Source organism: Streptococcus sp. 10824, assembly GCF_013276595.1.
Taxonomy (GTDB): Bacteria; Bacillota; Bacilli; order Lactobacillales; family Streptococcaceae; genus Streptococcus; species Streptococcus pseudopneumoniae.
In genome coordinates, this window is the sequence record NZ_VMLH01000086.1 from 1 (window position 1) to 5,810 (window position 5,810).

5 protein-coding genes are annotated in these 5,810 nt (G+C 35.4%); all 5 read left to right on the forward strand.

Annotated elements, in window-relative coordinates; genetic code table 11:
• Positions 1 to 131 precede the first annotated feature (131 nt).
• Entirely contained in the window at positions 132 to 584 is a 453-nt protein-coding gene (locus HT701_RS08025; RefSeq protein WP_172931401.1) for a YhcH/YjgK/YiaL family protein, read from the forward strand.
• Positions 585 to 602: 18 nt separating this feature from the next.
• Complete coding sequence (locus tag HT701_RS08030; RefSeq protein WP_172931402.1) at positions 603 to 1,940, forward strand: sugar ABC transporter substrate-binding protein; 1,338 nt, start codon at positions 603 to 605, stop codon at positions 1,938 to 1,940.
• A gap of 78 nt (positions 1,941 to 2,018) precedes the next feature.
• Positions 2,019 to 2,903, forward strand: coding sequence for a sugar ABC transporter permease (locus HT701_RS08035; protein ID WP_000237985.1), 885 nt, complete (start codon positions 2,019 to 2,021; stop codon positions 2,901 to 2,903).
• Positions 2,903 to 3,736, forward strand: a complete 834-nt coding sequence (locus tag HT701_RS08040) for a carbohydrate ABC transporter permease (protein WP_000730332.1) — start codon at positions 2,903 to 2,905, stop codon at positions 3,734 to 3,736. The genes HT701_RS08035 and HT701_RS08040 overlap by 1 nt, the downstream gene beginning before the upstream one ends.
• Before the next feature lie 17 nt (positions 3,737 to 3,753).
• The coding region (gene nanB, locus HT701_RS08045; RefSeq protein ID WP_119919382.1) for a neuraminidase NanB at positions 3,754 to 5,810 on the forward strand (2,057 nt) is incomplete at its 3' end.

Genomic DNA, 5,810 nt, shown 5'->3' on the forward strand with positions numbered 1-5,810 from the left:
GGTTTGAAGAGATTTTCAAAGAGTATAGGCTAGAGAGTGTAGTGTTTTTATGTCCTTCTAGTAGAAAATGCTAGACAGAAGAATGGGGAACTTGGATAGGAAAAATAGATTGAGAAAGGAGGTTAGAAGAGATGATTATTACAAAAATTAGCCGTTTAGGAACTTATGTGGGAGTAAATCCACATTTTGCAACATTAATAGATTTTCTAGAAAAAACAGGACTAGAAAATTTAATAGAAGGTCCGATTGCTATCGATGGTAATCGATTGTTTGGGAATTGCTTTACTTATCTAGCAGACGGTCAAGCAGGAGCCTTCTTTGAAACTCACCAAAAATATTTGGATATTCATTTAGTTTTGGAAAACGAAGAAGCCATGGCTGTTACGTCGCCGAAAAATGTAAGCGTTACCCAAGAGTATGATGAAGAGAAGGATATTGAATTATACACAGGGAAAGTGGAACAGTTGGTTCATTTGAGAGCTGGCGAATGCCTCATCACTTTTCCAGAAGATTTACATCAACCCAAGGTTCGTATAAATGATGAACCTGTGAAAAAAATTGTCTTTAAAGTTGCGATTTCTTAATGTAGAAAGGGAAGAACGATGAAAAAAATGAGAAAGTTTTTATGTCTAGCTGGAGTTGCGCTAGCAGCCGTTGCCTTGGTAGCTTGTTCAGGAAAAAAAGAAGCTACAACTAGTACTGAACCACCGACAGAATTATCTGGTGAGATTACAATGTGGCACTCCTTTACTCAAGGACCCCGTTTAGAAAGTATTCAAAAATCAGCAGATGCTTTCATGCAAAAGCATCCGAAAACGAAAATCAAGATTGAAACATTTTCTTGGAATGACTTCTATACTAAATGGACTACAGGTTTAGCAAATGGGAATGTGCCAGATATCAGTACAGCTCTTCCTAACCAAGTAATGGAAATGGTCAACTCAGATGCTTTGGTTCCGCTAAATGATTCTATCAAGCGTATTGGACAGGATAAATTTAACGAAACTGCCTTAAATGAAGCAAAAATCGGAGATGATTACTACTCTGTTCCTCTTTATTCACATGCACAAGTTATGTGGGTTAGAACAGATTTGTTAAAAGAACATAATATTGAGGTTCCGAAAACTTGGGATCAACTCTATGAAGCTTCTAAAAAATTGAAAGAAGCTGGAGTTTATGGTTTATCTGTTCCGTTTGGAACAAATGACTTAATGGCAACACGTTTCTTGAACTTCTACGTACGTAGTGGTGGAGGAAGCCTCTTAACAAAAGATCTTAAAGCAGACTTGACAAGTCAACTTGCTCAAGATGGTATTAAATACTGGGTTAAATTGTATAAAGAAATCTCACCTCAAGATTCTTTGAACTTTAATGTCCTTCAGCAAGCTACCTTGTTCTACCAAGGAAAAACAGCATTTGACTTTAACTCTGGCTTCCATATCGGAGGAATTAATGCCAACAGTCCTCAATTGATTGATTCGATTGATGCTTATCCTATTCCAAAAATCAAAGAGTCTGATAAGGACCAAGGAATTGAAACTTCAAACATTCCAATGGTTGTTTGGAAAAATTCAAAACACCCAGAAGTTGCTAAAGCATTCTTAGAATCACTTTATAATGAAGAAGACTACATTAAATTCCTTGATTCAACTCCAGTAGGTATGTTGCCAACTATTAAGGGGATTAGCGATTCTGCAGCCTATAAAGAAAATGAAACTCGTAAGAAATTTAAACATGCTGAAGAAGTAATTACTGAAGCTGTTAAAAAAGGTACTGCTATTGGTTATGAAAATGGACCAAGTGTACAAGCTGGTATGTTGACTAACCAACACATTATTGAACAAATGTTCCAAGATATCATTACAAATGGAACAGATCCTATGAAAGCTGCAAAAGAAGCAGAAAAACAATTAAACGATTTATTTGAGGCTGTTCAGTAGGTGTAAAAGACTAGAAAATAGGTGGGCTAGTGAGCTGAAAAGCCCTAGCCCAATCTTGTAAAAGAAGGGAGAAGGAGAATGGTTAAAGAACGTAATTTAACTCGCTGGATATTTGTTTTGCCAGCTATGATTATCGTAGGATTACTCTTTGTTTATCCGTTTTTCTCGAGTATTTTTTATAGCTTTACCAATAAGCATTTGATTATGCCCAATTACAAATTTGTTGGTTTAGCTAACTATAAAGCTGTGCTATCAGATCCCAACTTCTTTAATGCGTTCTTTAATTCAATTAAGTGGACCATTTTCTCATTAGTTGGTCAAGTTTTAGTAGGGTTTGTATTGGCTTTAGCTCTTCACAGAGTACGCCACTTCAAGAAATTATATAGGACCTTATTGATTGTTCCTTGGGCATTTCCTACAATCGTTATTGCCTTCTCTTGGCAATGGATTCTAAACGGGGTTTATGGCTACTTACCTAATCTAATCGTAAAATTAGGTTTAATGGAACATACGCCTGCATTTTTGACAGATAGTACATGGGCATTCCTATGTTTGGTGTTTATCAACATTTGGTTTGGAGCACCAATGATTATGGTTAATGTACTTTCAGCTTTGCAAACAGTACCCGAAGAACAATTTGAGGCTGCTAAGATAGATGGTGCTTCAAGTTGGCAAGTGTTCAAATTTATCGTCTTTCCACATATTAAAGTGGTTGTAGGGCTTCTAGTTGTTTTGAGAACTGTATGGATCTTTAATAACTTTGACATTATCTACCTTATTACTGGTGGTGGACCGGCTAATGCTACAACGACGCTTCCAATTTTTGCTTACAACCTAGGTTGGGGAACTAAATTGTTGGGTCGTGCTTCAGCAGTTACAGTATTGCTCTTTATCTTCTTGGTGGCGATTTGCTTTATCTACTTTGCTATCATCAGTAAGTGGGAAAAGGAGGGTAGAAAATAATGAAGAAGAAATCCGGTATTTATTTAGATATTCTCTCACATGTACTCTTGATTGGTGCGACCATTGTTGCAATTTTCCCATTGGTATGGATTATCATATCTTCTGTCAAGGGTAAAGGGGAATTAACTCAGTATCCAACACGATTTTGGCCTGAACAGTTCACATTAGATTATTTCACTCATGTTATCAATGATTTGCACTTTATTGATAACATTCGAAACAGTTTAATCATTGCCTTAGCTACAACTGTTATTGCGATTATTATTTCTGCTATGGCAGCCTATGGTATTGTTCGATTCTTCCCTAAATTGGGAGCAATCATGTCAAGATTACTCGTCATTACCTACATTTTCCCACCAATTTTGTTAGCAATTCCCTATTCAATTGCCATTGCTAAAGTTGGATTAACAAATAGTTTATTTGGCTTGATGATGGTTTATCTATCTTTTAGTGTTCCATATGCAGTTTGGCTCTTAGTTGGATTTTTCCAAACAGTTCCAATTGGAATTGAAGAAGCAGCTCGAATTGATGGTGCAAATAAATTTGTAACGTTTTATAAAGTTGTGCTACCGATTGTAGCACCAGGTATTGTAGCAACAGCTATTTATACATTTATCAATGCTTGGAATGAATTCCTGTATGCCTTGATTTTGATTAACAATACAGGAAAGATGACAGTAGCAGTAGCCCTTCGTTCACTTAATGGTTCAGAAATACTAGACTGGGGAGATATGATGGCAGCGTCTGTTATTGTAGTTCTTCCATCAATTATTTTCTTCTCTATCATCCAAAATAAGATTGCAAGTGGATTATCAGAAGGATCTGTGAAGTAGACGAAAGAAGGAAAAAAATGAATAAAAGAGGTCTTTATTCAAAACTAGGAATTTCTGTTGTAGGCATTAGTCTTTTAATGGGAGTCCCTACTTTGATTCACGCGAATGAATTAAACTATGGTCAACTGTCCATATCTCCTATTTTTCAAGGAGGCTCATATCAACTGAACAATAAGAGTATAGATATCAGCCCTTTGTTATTAGATAAATTGTCTGGAGAGAGTCAGACAGTAGTAATGAAATTTAAAGCAGATAAACCAAACTCTCTTCAAGCTTTGTTTGGCCTATCTAATAATAAAGCAGGCTTTAAAAATAATTACTTTTCAATTTTCATGAGAGATTCTGGTGAGATAGGTGTAGAAATAAGAGACGCCCAAAAGGGAATAAATTATTTATTTTCTAGACCAGCTTCATTATGGGGAAAGCATAAAGGACAGGCAGTTGAAAATACACTAGTATTTGTATCTGATTCTAAAGATAAAACATACACAATGTATGTTAATGGAATAGAAGTGTTCTCTGAAACAGTTGATACATTTTTGCCAATTTCAAATATAAATGGTATAGATAAGGCAACACTAGGAGCTGTTAATCGTGAAGGTAAGGAACATTACCTCGCAAAAGGAAGTATTGATGAAATCAGTCTATTTAACAAAGCAATTAGTGATCAGGAAGTTTCAAATATTCCCTTGTCAAATCCATTTCAGTTAATTTTCCGATCAGGAGATTTTACTCAAGCTAACTATTTTAGAATACCGACACTATATACATTAAGTAGTGGAAGAGTTCTATCAAGTATTGATGCACGTTATGGTGGGACTCATGATTCTAAAAGTAAGATTAATATTGCCACTTCTTATAGTGATGATAATGGGAAAACGTGGAGTGAGCCAATTTTTGCTATGAGGTTTAATGACTATGAGGAGCAGTTAGTTTACTGGCCACGAGATAATAAATTAAAGAATAGTCAAATTAGTGGAAGTGCTTCATTCATAGATTCATCCATTGTTGAAGATAAAAAATCTGGGAAAACGATATTACTAGCTGATGTTATGCCTGCGGGTATTGGAAATAATAATGCAAATAAAGCCGACTCAGGTTTTAAAGAAATAAATGGTCATTATTATTTAAAACTAAAGAAGAATGGAGATAACGATTTCCGTTATACAGTTAGAGAAAATGGTGTCGTTTATGATGAAACAACTAATAAACCTACAAATTATACTATAAATGATAAGTATGAAGTTTTGGAGGGAGGAAAGTCTTTAACAGTCGAACAATATTCGGTTGATTTTGATAGTGGCTCTTTAAGAGAAAGGCATAATGGAAAACAGGTTCCTATGAATGTTTTCTACAAAGATTCGTTATTTAAAGTGACTCCTACTAATTATATAGCAATGACAACTAGTCAGAATAGAGGAGAGAGTTGGGAACAATTTAAGTTGTTGCCTCCGTTCTTAGGAGAAAAACATAATGGAACTTACTTATGTCCCGGACAAGGTTTAGCATTAAAATCAAGTAACAGATTGATTTTTGCAACATATACTAGTGGAGAACTAACCTATCTCATTTCGGATGATAGTGGTCAAACATGGAAGAAATCCTCAGCTTCAATTCCGTTTAAAAATGCAACAGCAGAAGCACAAATGGTTGAACTGAGAGATGGTGTGATTCGAACATTCTTTAGAACCACTACAGGTAAGATAGCTTATATGACTAGTAGAGATTCTGGAGAAACATGGTCGAAAGTTTCGTATATTGATGGAATCCAACAAACTTCATATGGCACACAAGTATCTGCAATTAAATACTCTCAATTAATTGATGGAAAAGAAGCAGTCATTTTGAGTACACCAAATTCTAGAAGTGGCCGTAAGGGAGGCCAATTAGTTGTTGGTTTAGTCAATAAAGAAGATGATAGTATTGATTGGAGATACCACTATGATATTGATTTGCCTTCGTATGGTTATGCCTATTCTGCGATTACAGAATTGCCAAATCATCACATAGGTGTACTGTTTGAAAAATATGATTCGTGGTCGAGAAATGAATTGCATTATGGCTTCAAGCCAGT